This window comes from Dehalococcoidia bacterium, assembly GCA_030648205.1.
GTDB lineage: Bacteria > Chloroflexota > Dehalococcoidia > JAUSIH01 > JAUSIH01 > JAUSIH01.
Genome location: JAUSIH010000029.1, coordinates 35234 through 49089, shown reverse-complemented (window position 1 = coordinate 49089; position 13856 = coordinate 35234). Strand labels below are relative to the sequence as shown.

At 65.3% G+C, this 13856-nt stretch carries 13 protein-coding genes; 7 read left to right on the top strand and 6 right to left on the bottom strand.

Annotated features, from left to right (window positions below):
- The first annotated feature begins 386 nt into the window (after window positions 1-386).
- The 3 genes from Q7T26_03350 to Q7T26_03340 all read left to right on the top strand — a co-directional run bounded on the left by Q7T26_03350 (window position 387) and on the right by Q7T26_03340 (window position 3127).
- On the top strand, window positions 387-692 hold the full coding sequence (locus tag Q7T26_03350) for a hypothetical protein (GenBank protein ID MDO8531194.1): 306 nt from the start codon (window positions 387-389) through the stop codon (window positions 690-692).
- A 117-nt stretch (window positions 693-809) separates the two neighbouring features.
- Window positions 810-2102 carry a hypothetical protein gene (locus Q7T26_03345; protein ID MDO8531193.1) on the top strand — a complete coding sequence of 431 codons (1293 nt, stop codon included), beginning with the start codon at window positions 810-812 and terminating at the stop codon, window positions 2100-2102.
- 83 nt (window positions 2103-2185) lie between these two features.
- On the top strand, window positions 2186-3127 hold the full coding sequence (locus tag Q7T26_03340; protein ID MDO8531192.1) for a putative DNA binding domain-containing protein: 942 nt from the start codon (window positions 2186-2188) through the stop codon (window positions 3125-3127).
- Window positions 3128-3254: 127 nt separating this feature from the next.
- On the opposite strand, the gene Q7T26_03335 is transcribed toward Q7T26_03340, so the two are convergent.
- The 4 genes from Q7T26_03335 to rpmB form a co-directional block, all read right to left on the bottom strand.
- A complete protein-coding gene (locus tag Q7T26_03335; GenBank protein MDO8531191.1) occupies window positions 3255-3485 on the bottom strand; it encodes a hypothetical protein in 231 nt (76 codons plus the stop codon).
- A 9-nt stretch (window positions 3486-3494) separates the two neighbouring features.
- Window positions 3495-3743 (bottom strand): hypothetical protein, encoded by a 249-nt coding sequence (locus tag Q7T26_03330; GenBank protein MDO8531190.1) that lies wholly within the window; start codon window positions 3741-3743, stop codon window positions 3495-3497.
- Between the two features lie 60 nt (window positions 3744-3803).
- Window positions 3804-4505 (bottom strand): queuosine precursor transporter, encoded by a 702-nt coding sequence (locus Q7T26_03325; GenBank protein ID MDO8531189.1) that lies wholly within the window; start codon window positions 4503-4505, stop codon window positions 3804-3806.
- A 262-nt stretch (window positions 4506-4767) separates the two neighbouring features.
- Window positions 4768-4953: a 50S ribosomal protein L28 gene (rpmB, locus tag Q7T26_03320; GenBank protein ID MDO8531188.1), complete on the bottom strand. Its 186-nt coding sequence runs from the start codon at window positions 4951-4953 to the stop codon at window positions 4768-4770.
- Window positions 4954-5056: 103 nt separating this feature from the next.
- On the opposite strand from rpmB, the gene Q7T26_03315 reads away from it, so the two are divergent.
- The 4 genes from Q7T26_03315 to Q7T26_03300 all read left to right on the top strand — a co-directional run bounded on the left by Q7T26_03315 (window position 5057) and on the right by Q7T26_03300 (window position 10989).
- On the top strand, window positions 5057-6712 hold the full coding sequence (locus tag Q7T26_03315; protein ID MDO8531187.1) for a DAK2 domain-containing protein: 1656 nt from the start codon (window positions 5057-5059) through the stop codon (window positions 6710-6712).
- 67 nt (window positions 6713-6779) lie between these two features.
- Entirely contained in the window at window positions 6780-7619 is an 840-nt protein-coding gene (locus Q7T26_03310) for a DegV family protein (protein ID MDO8531186.1), read from the top strand.
- A gap of 14 nt (window positions 7620-7633) precedes the next feature.
- Window positions 7634-10288: an ATP-dependent DNA helicase RecG gene (gene recG, locus Q7T26_03305; protein MDO8531185.1), complete on the top strand. Its 2655-nt coding sequence runs from the start codon at window positions 7634-7636 to the stop codon at window positions 10286-10288.
- Between the two features lie 128 nt (window positions 10289-10416).
- Window positions 10417-10989, top strand: coding sequence for a LemA family protein (locus Q7T26_03300; GenBank protein MDO8531184.1), 573 nt, complete (start codon window positions 10417-10419; stop codon window positions 10987-10989).
- Window positions 10990-11604: 615 nt separating this feature from the next.
- Here Q7T26_03300 and Q7T26_03295 read toward each other — a convergent pair.
- Window positions 11605-12621: a methionine synthase gene (locus Q7T26_03295; protein ID MDO8531183.1), complete on the bottom strand. Its 1017-nt coding sequence runs from the start codon at window positions 12619-12621 to the stop codon at window positions 11605-11607.
- Window positions 12618-13595 carry a methylcobamide--CoM methyltransferase gene (locus Q7T26_03290; protein MDO8531182.1) on the bottom strand — a complete coding sequence of 326 codons (978 nt, stop codon included), beginning with the start codon at window positions 13593-13595 and terminating at the stop codon, window positions 12618-12620. The genes Q7T26_03295 and Q7T26_03290 overlap by 4 nt, the downstream gene beginning before the upstream one ends.
- Between the last annotated feature and the right edge of the window lie 261 nt (window positions 13596-13856).

Here is a 13856-nt window from a genome sequence, read left to right as displayed (position 1 = left end):
ACGCTTTTCTGAACCGCTCCTCGCTCTCTCGCAGAGCGTCCTCCGCCCGCTTGCTGACGGTGGCGTCGCGGGATAAACCGCCGCCACTATTGATGCTCCTCTTCCTCTTCGGCACGTCAACCTCTCCTGCTACACCGAGTTACAGTCATGTCTTTCCATGAGGAGCAACGAAAAACCACACAGTCGTCTGAGATTATGCCTGGCCCGCGTATTATACTCCCCAGATACTCCCCCGCCAATTGTCCGGTAGAAAACGCCGCTCGCATTGACTTCCCGCAAGGTGTTAGCTACAATGCCGCTGCGTAATCACCGCAGCGCAGCCGTTGGCGACGTCTGTCCCGTGTCTGCGCGGCTGGATCATCCCCCTGCTCTAAAGGAGGGCAAGCATGTCCGGAGAGCTGAAGACCCAGGCACAGGTTATAGACCTCATGAACCCTATCGCGGAGACAGACCAGCTTGACATCGGGCTGGCGCCGCGTCTGACCACGCTGAACGGCAAGGTGGCCGCCATCGTGGACAACGGCAAGGAGGGCGCGAATGTCTTCCTGGGACAGGTGGAGAAGCGCCTGCTGGAGCGCTACAACTTCTCCAAGGTGCTGCATGCGCGCAAGCGCCGCTCCAGCAGCAAGGCGCCGGGCCTGGAGGAGATAGCGAAGGAGGCGGACTTCGTCATAGACGGCCTGGGCATCTGAGGGGGCTGCACGACATGGACTGTCGTTGACACTACCACCGTCGAGAAGCTGGGCAAGCCCACGGCCACCATATGCTCCACCGGCTTCAACGTCCTGGGCCGCGCCGAGGCCCGTCACATGGGCGTCCCCTCGCTGCCCATCGTCTCCATCCCGCACGAGCTGTTCGGCCTCTCCGACAAGCAGATCGAGGAAGCGGCGGACAAGCTCATTGACGAGATCGTGCGAGTCCTGACCACGCCCCGGGAGAAGCTTATCGAAGAGTTCCGCTCCAAGAACAATATCGAGGAAGTGGAGCAGAAGCTCTCCCGCCCACGGGTGATGCCCACCCAGGAGAAGGTGAAGTCACGGGCCAACGCGCGGGAGGCCACCGCTGCTTTCTACGAGCGCGGATGGACGGACGGTCTGCCCATCATCCCGCCGACGGAGGAACTGGTGGAGGAGATGCTCCAGTTCACCGACCGGAAGCGGGACGAGACAATCGTCAAGCTGGCGCCCCGCTGGGGCAAGGCGACTCCGGAAAAGATCGCGGTGAACGCGGTGATGGCGGGCTGCCTGCCGGAGTACATGCCGGTGCTCGTCGCCGCCGTCGAAGCGCTCGGCGACCCGCAGTTCAACCTCTTCGCGCTGCAGGCGACGACGAATCCGGTGGCGCCCCTGCTCATCGTCAACGGACCGGTGCGCAACGAGCTGAAAGTCAACTACAGCTTCGGCGCGTTCGGCCCCGGATGGCAGGCCAACGCCACCCTCGGCAGGGCGATTCGTCTGATGCTGGTGAACATCGGCGGCGGCATGCCGGGCACGACGGACAAGGCCATTCATGGGCATCCCGCCAAGTTCACATTCTGCGCCGGGGAGAATGAGGAGGAGAGTCCCTGGGAGCCGCTCCACGTGAGCCGCGGCCTCAAGAAGGAGGTCAGCGCCGTCACGGTGGTCGGCGTGCAGGCGGAGCACAACTTCGTGGTATGGGACGGCACGGGCGAGAGCTTCCTGAGCGTGGCCGCCAACGCCATGTCGGCCTTCGCGACGAACAACGCGTTCCACGCGGGCACCGCGGTGCTGGTGATGAACCCCGGCCACGCGCAGATCGTCTCGCGGCTGGGGTACAGCAGGGCGGACGTGCAGAAGTACATGTACGACAACGCGCACATCTCGCTGGGCGATCTCCACAGGCTGGAGGTGCCGCACTACCAACTGCGCCGGCCGAAGTTCGGCTGGGACGTGCACGACGCCTTCATGTCCATCACGGACAAGCCGGACGACATCATGGTGGTGGTCATCGGCGCCGTGGGCGCGCACGGGCAGTTCCTGCCCACCTTCGGCGACCCGACCATTCCGACGACGCGGCCTATCGCGTTCAAGGATGGCACGCCCGCCGCGTCCGTGTACGATTTCAAGAACCGCAAGAAGTAGGGCAAAAGGGAGCGAATACGAGGAGGCTGGACACACGGTCTGGCCTCCTCTGCTTTTAGAATCACGTGTCTGTGGGGGATGAAATGACTCAGGAAGAGTTGCTAGCTCTCATCAAGCAAGGTGAGGGACAGCAATTGGAGTTCAAGGAAAGTCTTAAAGAGACGAAACAAGCTATTGAGGCGCTGTGTGCATTTGTGCATGCGGTCGGCGGGACAGTGCTCATTGGGGTCACAAATGATGGGCACATTTGTGGGGTGCAACTGGGGAAAAAGGGAATCGAAGTTTTTGCTAACACGATCCGTCAGAACACCAAACCACCATTGGCTCCCTTCCTGTTTCAAGTGGAGAGTGGGGGCAATACTGTGCTCGCTGCACAAATAGTACCAGATATGCATAACACGCTATATCAGTCTTATGGGAAGTCTTTCATCAGAATGGGAAAGACAACTCAAGTAATGAGTCCTGAAGAGATACAGTCTCGTCTCCTCGGTTCGCCTGTCGAGTCCTTGTTGAAACAAAAAGGGGTGGTTTTTGAGGCTAGGAGTGACGGGCCGAATAGGTTTGCATGTGATGTAGCTGCAACTCTGAGGAAGGCCTTCTCGATCCCAGCAGAGTGGGGGGTCAAGTTGAAAGGTGTCCCCGATGGCAGTTTTGATGTTATCGCATTATCCGGTTCGAGGCTTTGTTATATTGAATGCATAGAAGATATGTCGGAGGTCATTGACAAGGAGCTTGAAGCATTTCTGAGGCGTGTCAACATTCTGGGAGCCGACATGGCCATCTATCTCGTTAGCACTGATGAAGACCTTGCACCACTGGTTAGCAAATTAGGGACTCTTTTCCAGGCAAACTCCACTAGGATGGATAGAGCGAAACCCGCGGAGCTAGCGTGTCTGGTATCTGCTTCCCACGCCGGTTATCTCTTCGTCAGCAACACCAAACCAACCGTTGCAACTAAACTGCGATCATGTTTTTGGTACATGGGAAAGCCGGTCAGCACCACGCAGTTTCCGCCACTCATATAGCGCGAACTGGGAAGCACTTGCTCGGTCCAACGCCAGCATTCATGGCTTTTCTGGCTTTGGGAGAGTGAGGGGCCAAACTGTGAAGAGTCCGGCCCCTCTGTCCAGCGTTTACGGCAAGATGGCGGCGCTACGACGCGGGAAGCTGTCGCACCGCCCGCGTGACGCCCTCCGTGTCCGGGCCGCTGAAGCGCGCCGTCTCGCGTCCCCGCCCGTCAATGACCAGAAACGTGGGCACCAGCTCCACGTTGCGGGACTGCGCCATCGCCTGGCCCGTGGGGCTGAGGATGTCCAGGCGCAGCACGCGCGCATGGGAGGCCAGGTCTCGCTCCAGCCCATCCACGACGGGCTTGCTCCTCATGCACACCAGTCAGAAGTTCGAGTAGAACTCGACGACGGTCGGCTGGCCGCTCCGCAGCGTCGCCTCCACGGCGGCGGGTGAGTCCGGGGCCGTTGGTGCGGTGCGGAGCGTCAGCGGGATGGCCACCAGCGCGGCGGTCAGCGCCGCCAGCACAGCCACCTTCCACGGCAGAACGCCGTTCTGCAGGAGCGCGTAGCCGACGCCCAGCAGAAGGACGGCGCCGGCGAGCGCGAACGAGTAGTGGTTGAGGAACGACACGAGATACTCCTTGCGTGCTATGGGCTGACTGCCCTGTCGGTGGTTGGATGCGGCGCGCCGCTAGGGGGATTCAGTCCCGCGCCCGCCGGATGCGAACACGGCCAGCGGGTTGAGGTTGGTCCTGTCGTCGTACACGTCCTGCCCCTCGGCCCGCTTCAGCGCTCGGACGACGACGTAGGTCAGGGGAGTGACCGCCGCCTCGTACACGGATTTCAGCAGCCAGTGGGTGACGATGGTGGTCGCCATCTGCGCGCCGGGGAGGACGCCGGAGAACGCCACGGTGATGAATACCAGCGTGTCCAGGCCCTCGCCGACCAGCGTGGAGCCGATGGTCCGCGTCCACAGGAAACGTCCCCTGGTCCAGACCTTCATCTTGGCCATGACCATGGAGTTGGCGAAGGAGCCGACCAGGTAGCCGAGGAAGGACGCGAGCAGCAGTCGCGGGGCGTAGCCCAGGATGCGCTCGTAGGCGGGCTGGGCGTCCGCCCAGAAGCTCGCCGGGGGCAATACCTGGCCGACCATGATGCCCGCTACCGCCAGCAGGTTGCAGAAGAACCCCAGCCAGATGACTATGCGCGCCCGCGAGTACCCGTACACCTCGGTGAGCACGTCGCCGAATATGTAGCTGATGGGGAAGATGATGATGGCCGCCGGAAGGACGAGGCCGAACACGCTGATGAGCTTCACCGCGATGATGTTGGCGGTGATCAGCGTGGTGATGAACACGGAGGTAATGACGACGAACCAGGGTGTGACGCGCATGGCTTCACATGCTACACCGGCGGTGGAGAAACGGCAAGACAACGGAGGGCGCGGTAGTGTCGAAGTCTGACGTGCCAGGGATGGGGGCTTTATCCGTCACACCGGCGGAAGCCGGTGTCCAGAAACCGGCGAGAGGGAGACGCTCTCTGGATTCCGGCCTTCGCCGGAATGACAAGAACCTAACTGATACACCACCGAGGGCGCGGTCAGAAGGCGAGGCCGTTTACGCTCTAACGGGCGGGAACGGAGAACCGGCTAGAGGCTACTTGACGCTCTTGGCGCGCGTGCGGAGGCAGCGTGTGCAGATGTTCACGCGCTGGGGCTGCCCGTCCAGCAGGATGGAGCGCCTCTTCATATTGGGTTCCCACATGCGCCGCGTGTGCCGCTTGGAGTGGCTTATGGCGTTTCCGAAGCGCGGCCCCTTGTTGCAGATCTTACAGACGGCCATAGCTATATCCCTTTGACGCTCCAGGGTAATTTCGTTAGAATGCGGTCAACGTCAAAACAATACGTTATCACATCTTTGGAGAGTTGACAAGGATGCGGTCGCCGTGACCCCGGATGCGATAGCCCGACCCTTCAGGACATTGTCGGGGTGGGATCTGCTGGAAATGGTCAAGGCTGGCTCCGCGTGGGTCGCCGCGTCCGCCTCTGAGATCAACGCTCTGAACGTCTTCCCCGTGCCGGACGGCGACACCGGCACGAACATGACGCTCACGCTGCGCGCCACCACGGAGCAGGCGCTGGCCTGCCCTCAGGGCGCAAGCGCCGGGGCTGTTGCGCGGGCCATGGCCCACGGCGCGCTCATGGGGGCGCGGGGCAACCGCGGAGTTATTCTCTCTCAGCTTTTTCAGGGCCTGGCCCAGGCCCTGGACGGCAAGGAAGCAGCGACGGGGAGCGACATCGCCGATGCGCTCGATCAGGCGACCAGGCTGGCGTACAAGGTGGTCAGCAATCCGGTGGAGGGGACCATCCTCACCGTCATGAAGGATGTCACCGCCGCGGCGCTGGACGCAGCCCGACAAGGCGGGGGCGTCCCGGACGTGCTCAATGTCGCCGCCACCGTTGCCCGTGCGTCCGTCGCCCGCACCCCCGACCTCCTCCCCATTCTGCGCGAGGCGGGTGTGGTGGACGCGGGCGGCCAGGGGCTGGCCGTGTTTCTGGATGGCGGAATGCACTTTCTACGTGGTGAGCGTACGCCTCCACCGGCCCGTGAGTTGGGGGTCGCCGCCCCTCGTCCTTCCGTGGAAGGAGCCACGCGGCCTGGGACGGTCACCTACGGCTACTGCATCGAGTTCATGCTGGAGGGCAAGGGTCTAGACACGGAGCACATACGTCGCCAGGTGCGGGAGTTCGGCGACTCCACTATCGTCGCGGGCGCCGAGGGGCTGGTCAAAGTCCACCTGCACGGCAGCGACCCGGACGCCGTGCTGGCCTTCGCGCGGGGGCTGGGCGTCGTCGTGCACACGAAGGTCGAGAACATTGACCAGCAGCACCGCGAGTTCTCCGGTCGCCGGAGCGCCTCCGAGGCCCACCCTTCCGTGGAAGGGGGCCAGGTGGGGCTGGTCGCCGTAGCGCCGGGCAGAGGCCTCGCCGACGTGATGCGGAGCCTCACGGCGCAGGTCCTGACGCCGGACGAGCGCTCCGGCAAGCCCAGCGTGCAGGACCTGCTGCGCGCCATCGAGATGTGTCACGCGGAGACGGTCGTGCTTCTGCCCAACTCCGGCGACATCCTGCCCGCGGCGGAGCAGGCCGCGCGAATGGCCCCCAAGCAGGTCAAGGTCGTGCCGACGCGCACTGTCCCGCAGGGCATCGCGGCGCTGGTGGCGTTCCGCGCGGAGGTCAGCCTCGATGCGAACTGCGCCGCAATGACGCGGGCGGCGGGCCGCGTCCGCTCGGCGGTGGTGACCACGGCGAGCCGCCCGGCGCACATAGGCGGTCGCGAGGTCGTCGCCGGACAGGTCATCGGCCTGGTGGACGACGAGTTGGCGGCGGTGGAGGCCACGCCGGAGGCTGCGGCCCGCGTCACCATCGAGAGGATGGGCGTCGAGGCAGGGCGACTGCTCACGCTGTACTATGGGGCGGACGCCACGCGGGAGGACGCGGAGGTGCTGGCGCGGTGGGCGCTGGCGCGTTTCCCCGGCTGCGAGGCGGAGGTGGTGATGGGCGGGCAACCGCACTATCATTACCTTATCTCGGTGGAGTAGGGCGAAGGCCTCGTTGGTCTGATATGCTGCGTAGTGTCAAGAACCGGACGGAGTGCGAGAGCCGACCGTGACCGTGCGCGTCGTTACCGATAGCAGCTCTGACCTGCCCGCCAGCCTGGCGCGGGAGCTGGGCATCACCGTCGTGCCCCTGCACGTCCACGTGGGCGACCGCACGTTCACCGAGGGCGTGGACCTGGACGCCGAGACGTTCTATCGCGACATCCTCCCTGGCCCTGTGCTGCCCACGACCTCGCAGCCCTCCGTGGGCGCGTTTGTGGACGTGTACACGGCGCTGGCCCGCGAGACGGACGAGATTATCTCCATCCACATCTCGTCGAAGCTCAGCGGCACCCACCAGGCGGCGCTCCTGGGGCGGGAGAGAGCGCCGAAGGGGTGTCGCATCGAGGTGGTGGACTCCCAGCACCTTTCAATGGCCCTGGGCCTGCAGGTCTTGCTGGCGGCGCGTGCGGCGCGCGACGGCGGGCGGCTGGAGCACGTCTCGCGGCTGGTCCGCGACGCCATTCCCTGCACCCACATTTATGCCGTCCTGGACACCCTGGAGTACCTGCGCAAGGGAGGGCGCATTGGCAACGTGAAGGCGTTCCTGGGTGCCCTGCTGCATATCAAGCCGCTGCTCTCCTTCCGCGACGGCGCGCCCTGGCCGCTGGAGCGGGCGCGCACGCGGGCGCGCGCTCTCGACCGCCTGTGCGAGCTGGCGCAGGGACTGCCCCGCATCCGCGACATGGCGGTCATGTACAACACCACGCCCGACGAGGCCGCCGCCCTGGCCGACCGCCTGGCAACCGGTCACTCGCGGGAGAGCATCGTGATGGCGCGGATGGGGCCTGTGCTCGGCACCCATGTCGGCCCGGGCGCGCTGGCCGTCGCGGCGCTCACCGACGCATAGGCGGCGGGCGTTTCGTGGAGCGGCAAGAGGCACGCGCCTCGCTGGACGGCCCGGTGGTCTCGCTCGGCAAGGTGCTGAAGCAGGAGCTGTCGAAGGGCTGCGCCGACCGAATCGTCTTCGGCGGTCTGGACGCCTTCCTCTCCCGCTGGATGGAGTCCAACGCGGCGAAGCTCCCTCCGGCGCAGGCCTCACGCCTTGACGCGATAGGCCCCGGCAGGCGCTCCTACGCCGCCATGACGCTCGACGAGCGTCGCGCGTTCATCACCGCGCTGCTTGCGTGGGCGAGCGACGTGAGCGGCCCCCGCCCCCCGGCGACCTCTCCCGCGTCGGGAGAGAAGGAGCGACAGAAGGTTCGGGGAACTCCCCCGAGTCCTCCGTCAACGGAGGCCGCCCCCTCGGGACTTCTCCGGAAGGGCGCAGCGCGGCGTCCAGTCGCAAGGGCGGAAGGGCGCGACGCGGCGCAGTCGCCAAAACCGCAGCGGCCACGAGCGCCCGTCGCGGGCAAGTCCCGCGTGCAGCCCGGCCCTTCCACGGAAGGGCAGCCCGCCTCCGGCCTCCTCGACAGGCCCATCGCCGTGCTGGGCGGCGTGCAGTCGGCCACCGTCGCCAAGTTCAACAAGCTGGGCGTGCGGACGGTGGGCGACATGCTCTACTTTTTCCCGCATCGCCATAACGACTTCGCGCATATGAAGAGCGTGGCGGAGCTTGAGTTGGGGAGAGACCAGACCGTGGTCGTCTCGGTCTGGGAGGCGTCCCAGGCGCGCCTCAGGAGTGGCCGGAAGGCGACGGAGGCTGTCGTCGGCGACGCGACGGGCAACATGCGCGTCATCTGGTACAACCAGCCGTACCTTGCGCAGCGGCTGCGGCCCAACACACGGGTCGTCCTCTCCGGCCGCATCACCGTGGACTTCCGGGGCCGCCGCGTCTTCGAGTCGCCGGAATATGAGATCGTTGACCAGGAGACGGACAATCTGATACACACGGGCCGGCTGGTGCCCGTCTATCCGCTGACGGCGGGGCTGCCCGCCCGCACGGCGCGGCGGCTGGTCAAGTCGGCGGTGGACCGCTTTGCGCCCGCTCTGGCCGATTTCCTGCCCGACGCCATCCGCGAGCGCGATGCCTTGCTGCCGCTGCCGGAGGCCGTCCGGCAGGCCCACTATCCCGACAGCGCGGAGGGCAACGACCTCGCGCGTCGCCGTCTGGCCTTCGACGAGCTGTTCCTGATGCAGATAGCCGTCATGGGCCGCAAGCAGCAGTGGCAGATGGAGAAAGGCAACCCCCTACCCGTCAACAGGGAGGTGCTGGACGCGTTCTTGGAGGCATTGCCGTTCCCGTTGACGGGCGCACAGCGGCGCGTGCTGGACGATGTGCTGGCCGACATGGCGCGCGAAAGGCCCATGAGCCGCCTCTTGCAGGGGGATGTGGGCAGCGGCAAAACGGTTGTCGCGCTGGCCGCCCTGCTGACGGCTATCGCGAACGGTTTCCAGGGTGCGCTCATGGCGCCGACCGAGGTGCTGGCGGAGCAGCACTTTCTGACGGTGCGCCGCCTGCTGGGACGCCTGCCGCGCGCGGAGGAGCGGGACAACCTGCTGGTGACCTACTTGGACCCGTGGCCGAATCCCATCGCCGTGGGCCTGCTGACAAGCGCTACCACGAAGAAGCAGAAAGCGGAGCTGTACAAGCGTGTCGCCGCGGGGGCGGTGCAGCTTTTGGTGGGCACGCATGCGCTCATTCAGGAAGGGGTGGCCTTCGAGCGGCTCGGCCTGGCGGTGGTGGACGAGCAGCACCGTTTCGGCGTGGAGCAACGCTCGGCGCTGCGACAGAAGGGCTACAATCCGCACCTGCTCGCCATGACGGCCACGCCCATTCCGCGCACGCTGGCGCTTACGGTCTACGGCGACCTGGACCTGTCGGTCATTGACGAGATGCCGCCGGGACGGCAGCGCGTCCGCACGCGGGCCATCGGCCCGGACAAGCGCGAGGCGGCCTACCGCTTCATCCGCGAGCAGGTGTCCCAGGGGCGGCAGGCGTTCACCATTTGCCCGCTCATCGAGGAGTCGGAGGCCATCGAGGCGAAGGCGGCGGTCAAGGAGTTCCAGCGTCTCTCCGTGGACGTGTTCCCGGACCTCCGTGTGGGGCTGCTCCACGGCCGCATGAGCTCACGGGACAAGGAGGAGGTCATGCGGCGCTTCCGGGAGGGAGAGCTGCACATCCTGGTCTCGACCGCCGTTGTGGAGGTGGGCATTGACGTGCCCAACGCCACGGTCATGCTCATCGAGGGAGCGGACCGCTTCGGTCTCGCTCAACTCCACCAGTTCCGCGGCCGCGTCGGTCGGGGTGAGTACGCCAGCTACTGCATCCTGGTGTCCGATTCGCCGTCCGAGGAGGCGCGCGAGCGCCTGGCCGTGATGGAGACGACGCACGACGGGTTCAAACTCGCGGAGGAGGACCTGCGGCTGCGCGGCCCTGGCGAGTTCTTCGGCACGCGGCAGAGCGGTCTCCCTGACCTGCGCATGGCCCGCCTTTCGGACCTGCCGCTGCTGGAAACGGCGCGCAAAGAGGCGCAACGGCTCTTCGACGCGGACCCGCGCCTGGCGCGAGCGGAGCATCGCCTGCTCCGGGACGAGATGGCGCGGCGCATGCCCGGCGGGGCTACGGAGGCCAGCTAGCGGCGCGACTGCTCATGTGAGGGGAGTCCAGTCCTTCCCTGGAAAGGCGTCGCGCGGAATGACAGGGCATCATGACCTCGGCGTGCCCTATAATGGAGTCAATACGGCGCAAGGAGGTATCCACTCTGATGAAGACGCTTCTCCCTGTTCTCATCACCGTCGGCGTTATCCTGGCCATCGTCCTCATCGGCGTGGCCATTGTCTCGGGCACCTACAACTCGATGGTGTCACAGTCGCAGGCCGTGGACGCCCAGTGGGCGCAGGTGGAGACCCAGTACCAGCGCCGCTACGACCTCATCCCGAACCTGGTGAACGCGGTGAAGGGCGGCATGGCGCAGGAGCGCGCCGTCTTCGACGCCATCGCCGAGGCGCGCACGCGCTACGCCGGCGCGCCGACGCCGGACGCCAAGGCCGCCGCGGCGAGCCAGGTTGAAGGCTCGCTGGCGCGCCTGCTGGTGGTGATGGAGAACTACCCGCAGATACGGTCGCTGGAGGCGGTGCAGGGGCTGATGGCGGAGCTGGCGGGCACCGAGAACCGCATCTCCGTGGAGCGCCGCCGCTTCAACGAGACTGTGCAGCGGTACAACACGTCCATCAAGACGTTCCCGACGGTCGCGTTCGCGGGCATGTTCGGGTTCAAGGAGCGCGCGTACTTCCAGTCCGTGACCGGCGCCGCGACGGCCCCCAAGGTGGAGTTTTAGAGCAGGGGCTTGGTCTTTCACCTGCGCGGGACCATCCCCCTCGCTCCCCCTTCCTCGCAGGAAGGGGGAGCGAGAAATCTGGGGGACGCCCCCATTGCTCCGTCAAAGGGAGCTTGCTCCGTCTGAACTCCCTGGTGCCGGAAGTTCAGACGGGGTCTCACGGCAAGGCTTTGGAGGCGCGACCTCCTCCATGAGCAGGCGCAGCGGCTCCAGCGTGTCCGCGTCCGGGAAGCCGAAGATCAGGTAGTCCGCGCCCGCCTCCAGCAGCCTGGCGCACTGCTCCACGCACTGCACAGGCGTCCCCACCCGTGTGGCCAGTCTGCATCATGTGGTCCATGAGCCAGAAGGAGTCGAAGCCCGCGCGCTCGGCATCGACGGCGATGCGCTCAATCGCGGGGTACATGCCTTGCGGGTCGCCTCCGGTGATACCGACGTGACGGTTCAACGAGCGGTCCCCATGGTTCGGGACGAGGCGGACGTCATTGTGTCCCAGGGTTCTCGAACCAAGAGCGGCCCGCTCGCTCGTCCTGATCGTGTCGAAGGACGAGCGGAAGACTATTCCCCGCTCATGGTGAGCTTGTCGAATCCATGAGCGGGCCTTCTCGCGGGGCGGGCCTATCGGCGGGCGGCCTCCGGCAGCTTGCCGGGCAGCGGGCCGTCGCTGATGCCCATCTCTTTCTTGACCTCGCGCACCGCCTGCGCGATCAGTTTGAGCTTGGCCTTGGCCTCGTCCACCTGGCGCGTCTTCAGCCCGCAGTCCGGGTCCACGAAGATGCGCTCCGGCGGAATGACCTCCATCGTCAGCTTGATGCCGCGCTTGACCTCCTCCACCGTCTCCAGCTTGTGCGTGTGCACGTCCACGACGCCCAGGCCGATGTACTTGGTGAAGGGCTGCTTCTTGAAGTAGGCCAGGAGGTCGTAGTTGCTGTTGGCCATCTCCAGGTCAATCTGGTCCACCGCCAGGCGCAGGATGCCGGGATAGACCAGGTCGAAGTTGCCGTAGCACATGTGCGTGAGGGTGTGGGCCTTCAGCCCTTTGGTCACGACGGCCATAGCCTTGACCGCTATCTCCATCTCCTCAGGCCGCACGCTGACAGCCGGCTCGTCTATCTGGATAAATTGGGCGCCCGCCTTCTCCAGGTCGGCGGCCTCGTCATGGATGGCCCGCGCCAGGTCCATGATGAACGCCTCGCGAGTGGAGTAATGCTCATCGAACGACCAGTCGGCGATGGTGTACGGGCCGGTGAGCATGCCCTTGACCGGCCGGGACGTGAGGCTTTGCGCGTAGCGCCACCACTCGACGGTGATAGGCCCCTTGCGGCCCACGGCCCCCTTGGCGATGGGCTTGCGGTAGTAGCGATTGCCGTAGGAGCGCACCAGGCCGCTGGTGGTGAAGCCCTCCATGTTCTCGGCGAAGTAGGCGGCCATGTCGCCGCGATACATCTCGCCGTCCACGGGCAGGTCCATGCTTAGCTCGTCCTGGAAGCGCATCCACATCTCGGTGGCCTGGCGCTCCAGCTTGTTCAGCTCGGCGGGGGTGATCTCCTTGCGCGCGGCCTTGTTGCGTGCCTGGAGCAGATAATCGGGCTTGGGGTAGCTTCCGACAGCCGTCGTCCAGAGTCCCGTGGTCATGCCAACACCTCCTGGGCCTTGCGCGCGCCCTCCACCAGCCGATTCAGCTTCTGACGGGCGCTCACACGGGGCAGGAACTCCAGCCCGCAGCTTGGGTTGACGGAAAGGCGGGACAGCGGCATGATTTTGGAGAGCCGCCGCACCGACTCCGCGACCTCGTCCACCGTCTCCATGCGCGTGTTGCGGGCGTCCATGATGCCGGCTGCCAGCTCTTTGTCTTGCGGGAAGTCGCGCAGCACGGCCCAGTTCGCCGCGCCTCCCACGAAGTCCAGGCCGAGGATGTTGAACGGCAGCTTCAGGAAGTCCGAAGCGATGCTCTGGATGTCGCCGTAGTAGGTGTACAGGGCGGTCCGGGCCGTGAGTCCCGCCGTCAGCGCGGTCATGGCCTCCTTGAACAGCCCGATGTCTCCCTTGTTCCGTACGATGGCCGGCTCGTCGAATTGGATGAGCTTGGCGCCCGCCTTCTCCAGCGCCTTGGCCTCCCGGTTCAGGACCTGGGCCAGGGCCAGCGTAAAGGCGCGCAAGTCCTTGTAGCAGGTGTCCACCGAGAGCTTCGCCAGGGTGTACGGTCCCGTCAGGACGGCCTTCACGGGCCGGGGGCTGTGCCCCGCCGCGAACGTGTAGTCGCGGACGGTGATGGGGCCCTTCCACGTCAGCTTGCCCTGGCAGACGGGCTGGCGGTAGTAGGTGTTCGAGTCGAACCAGCGGACCAGGCCGGTGAGCGCGAAGCCGTCTATCGCGCCCGCGAGGTAGGTCATGGGGTCGTCCCACCGCACATGGCCGTCCGTGACCAGGTCAATGCCGGCCTGGACGTGCTCGTTGATGACGTCAACGGTGTTCTGTTCCTGGACCGCCCGAAGCTGGGCCTGGGTAAGCTTGCCCTGGTCGAGCAACTGGATGCTCGCGCGCAGGCTGGGGACTCCCTGCCCGGACGGGGGTATCTTGGGGTAGTTGCCGACGACGGTGGTGATCACACCCGGGGCTCCTTTCACAGTGGTGAAGGCGACGCGCTCCTTCCGCGGAAGGACGCGGGCCAGCCAAACGACTATTCTACGCCATAGGGTGTGGGTTCCGCAACGGCGGGACGAGGCAGGCGGAGGATAGTGGGTCGGTTTGTATTTGCACCACTTTGGGAGGTGGTACGCAAGTCATGCAAGTGCAACGTTTGGATGCAATAGAGTACGTTTTGCAAAGTAACCTGTTGGCAATGAACACATAGTGTATAATATCTGGCA

Bases quoted from the DNA above. Each gene is read 5' to 3' on its own strand.
- Q7T26_03350 (MDO8531194.1), top strand. From the start codon at position 387: ATGTCCGGAGAGCTGAAGACCCAGGCACAGGTTATAGACCTCATGAAC.
- Q7T26_03345 (MDO8531193.1), top strand. From the start codon at position 810: ATGGGCGTCCCCTCGCTGCCCATCGTCTCCATCCCGCACGAGCTGTTC.
- Q7T26_03340 (MDO8531192.1), top strand. From the start codon at position 2,186: ATGACTCAGGAAGAGTTGCTAGCTCTCATCAAGCAAGGTGAGGGACAG.
- Q7T26_03335 (MDO8531191.1), bottom strand. From the start codon at position 3,485: ATGAGGAGCAAGCCCGTCGTGGATGGGCTGGAGCGAGACCTGGCCTCC.
- Q7T26_03325 (MDO8531189.1), bottom strand. From the start codon at position 4,505: ATGCGCGTCACACCCTGGTTCGTCGTCATTACCTCCGTGTTCATCACC.
- rpmB (MDO8531188.1), bottom strand. From the start codon at position 4,953: ATGGCCGTCTGTAAGATCTGCAACAAGGGGCCGCGCTTCGGAAACGCC.
- Q7T26_03300 (MDO8531184.1), top strand. From the start codon at position 10,417: ATGAAGACGCTTCTCCCTGTTCTCATCACCGTCGGCGTTATCCTGGCC.
- Q7T26_03295 (MDO8531183.1), bottom strand. From the start codon at position 12,621: ATGACCACGGGACTCTGGACGACGGCTGTCGGAAGCTACCCCAAGCCC.